This is a genomic window from Halococcus morrhuae DSM 1307 (genome assembly GCF_000336695.1).
In the GTDB taxonomy this organism is placed as follows: Archaea; Halobacteriota; Halobacteria; order Halobacteriales; family Halococcaceae; genus Halococcus; species Halococcus morrhuae.
Genome location: NZ_AOMC01000115.1, coordinates 1 through 2285 on the forward strand (window position 1 = coordinate 1; position 2285 = coordinate 2285).

Below are 2285 nucleotides of genomic sequence, written 5' to 3' on the forward strand. Positions count from 1 at the left end.
GTCGGGTTCTATCGTGATGTCCTCGGAATGCCGCTCGTGCTACGCCAGCCGAACCTCGATCAGCCCGAGGTGACCCACCTGTTTTTCGATACAGGTGACGGCCGTATGCTCTCGTTTTTCGTCAAGGAAGGCCGCCAGTCGCATCAAGGCCCGCAACGACCGGGCATCGGTGCGGTTCATCACATCGCATTCCGGTACGAACCTGACCGTCTCGCCGAGATCAGCGAGGCACTCGAAGAACACGATCATCGATACAGTGTGGTCGACCGTGGCATCTTCAAATCGATATACACGTACGACCACAACGGGCTTACTATCGAAATCGCCGCCGATAAGTTCGAGATCCCCGAGGACAAGCGTGGCGAAGCACTCGCGCTCGCCCAGCAAAAGCGCGTCGAGGCGGGTGCAGAGTACGCCAAGGAAGAACACCTCGAAGCAGCTATCGAAGAACTCGGCCTTCCGATCGAACGCCACGATTTCCCAGATACCTGATGACAATAGAGACAGAGAGACAGTCTATTTGACTGAATGTGTGAAGGGAGATTACTGTGCTGTCCGGTGAAGATTTCGTCGGTCATCCATCGACGGTCACCTCGGTTGCGAGCAGGTCGCCACCGCCCGTCGTTGGCGATGGCACCAACCGCTCGAACGCCTCAGTGGACCATCCAGTAAATCCGTACCCAGTAGCAGGCCCCGTGTGACCACCGCTACCGGAGGTAGACTTGCGCAGCGGTGTCGAAGCAGGCTTCTGGAGATCCACCGAACGAGCCGTCGAGGGAAATCGACGGCTCGTACCGCTCGTCACTGTATTTGTAGAAGGCGAATTCCCATGAATCAATATCACCCATCCACGTTAGACGGCAGAGTTTCATNTTTCATCGGTGTCTGTTGGATCCGTTCTTGCTCTTCTTCGGATGCATCAGGCCGAATCCATGGATTCCTCTCGAAGGCGTCGATGTAGACATAGTCGCCGCGGAAGCGAACGTCTACACGCGCGCACCGCTCACCTCACGCGGTGCGCGCGTGGGTCTCAAGGCGATCGGTGAGCGTCCGGCGAACTGGCTCTGGAATCGGGACCATACTACTCAGACGCTTCCAGCGAGCTTTACGCTATTGCTGGCAGCTTCGCAAGCAACCGCTCCAAATCACCTGTCGTGTAGGTCCACTCGAATGGCTCTGGAACCGCGTTCCAGAGCACTTCGAATCCCGCGATCTGGTGCATCAATTCCACGATCGACTCGAAGCTCCCACCAGTCAACGCTTTCCGAGTTAGTACTGAGAAGTAGAGTTCAATCTGATTCAGCCACGAGGCTCCCTTCGGCAGATGCACTCCTTCGACGTTGTCATACTGCTTTTTCAGCCAGCCAGTGAACGTGTTTGGGTGATGCGCAGTCCCGTTGTCGAGGATCCAGAACACCCGATCTGCTCGACGGCAGATCGGGTGGTTCATCACGTCTTCGACGAGTCGCTCGAAATTCGCTCGGGTGTTCCGTGTCACACACCGTCCATAGACTTCTCCTGTACCGACGATGAGAGCCGCTTGATACGTACAGCCACCGTGGCGATCGTATTCATGCTCGACGTGCAACGGTGTGCCCGGTCCCGGCGGACTGCGGTGCCGGGACCGGGCTTTGATCGCTGTCTTTTCGTCGGCACAGATGACTACGTCTCCGTCAGTTAGATCTTCGCCGTTCCACGTTCCGTTGTACAGATCGAGGACAGGCGCAGCTTTCTGGGCAAACTCCGGATCTCGTGGTGTCTTCCACGAGGTCCACGTCCACGGTTTGATCGCCGCGTGCTTGAGCCAGGCGGCGATCGTTGATGGTGAGGGACAGAGATCGATCTCAGAAACAGCGACCATGTGAATATCGGTGATGCTCAATCGGGAGAGGGGAAGATCGTGTTTGACCGGGAGTTCACACGCGAGAGCGGTGATGTGCGCACGGACGGTATCATCGTAGATGGGTGGTCGGCCGGATCGGGGCGCGTCCGCGAGCCCGGCCCGGCCAGCCTCAGCAAAGCGTCCGCGCCACTTGCGGACGGTTTTCCTCGTGCAGGCGAGTTCCTCCGCGATTTCAGTATTAGTGGCTCCCGCAGCTGCGAGGAGAACAATACGCGCACGGAACACATCCCGTTGTGGGCTGGTTGCTTTGCGTATGACCGCTTCAAGATCGAGACGATCTTGAGCGGTCAGGGTGATTGTGACGGGGGGAGGTCTGGGCGACATGATATACATTCTCCACAGGAGCCTGTCCAAGAAACATCGACAGGGAAATCAGATTCTG

2 protein-coding genes are annotated in these 2285 nt (G+C 57.4%); one reads left to right on the forward strand and one right to left on the reverse strand.

Annotation, left to right across the window (positions count from 1 at the left end; all coding sequences use genetic code 11):
* Nucleotides 1–492: VOC family protein (locus C448_RS09430; protein WP_004054135.1), on the forward strand; the 492-nt coding region annotated here is incomplete at its 5' end.
* 613 nt (nucleotides 493–1105) lie between these two features.
* Here the strand turns inward: C448_RS09430 and C448_RS09435 are convergent.
* Nucleotides 1106–2128 carry an IS630 family transposase gene (locus C448_RS09435; protein WP_239640563.1) on the reverse strand — a complete coding sequence of 341 codons (1023 nt, stop codon included), beginning with the start codon at nucleotides 2126–2128 and terminating at the stop codon, nucleotides 1106–1108.
* Nucleotides 2129–2285 lie beyond the last annotated feature (157 nt).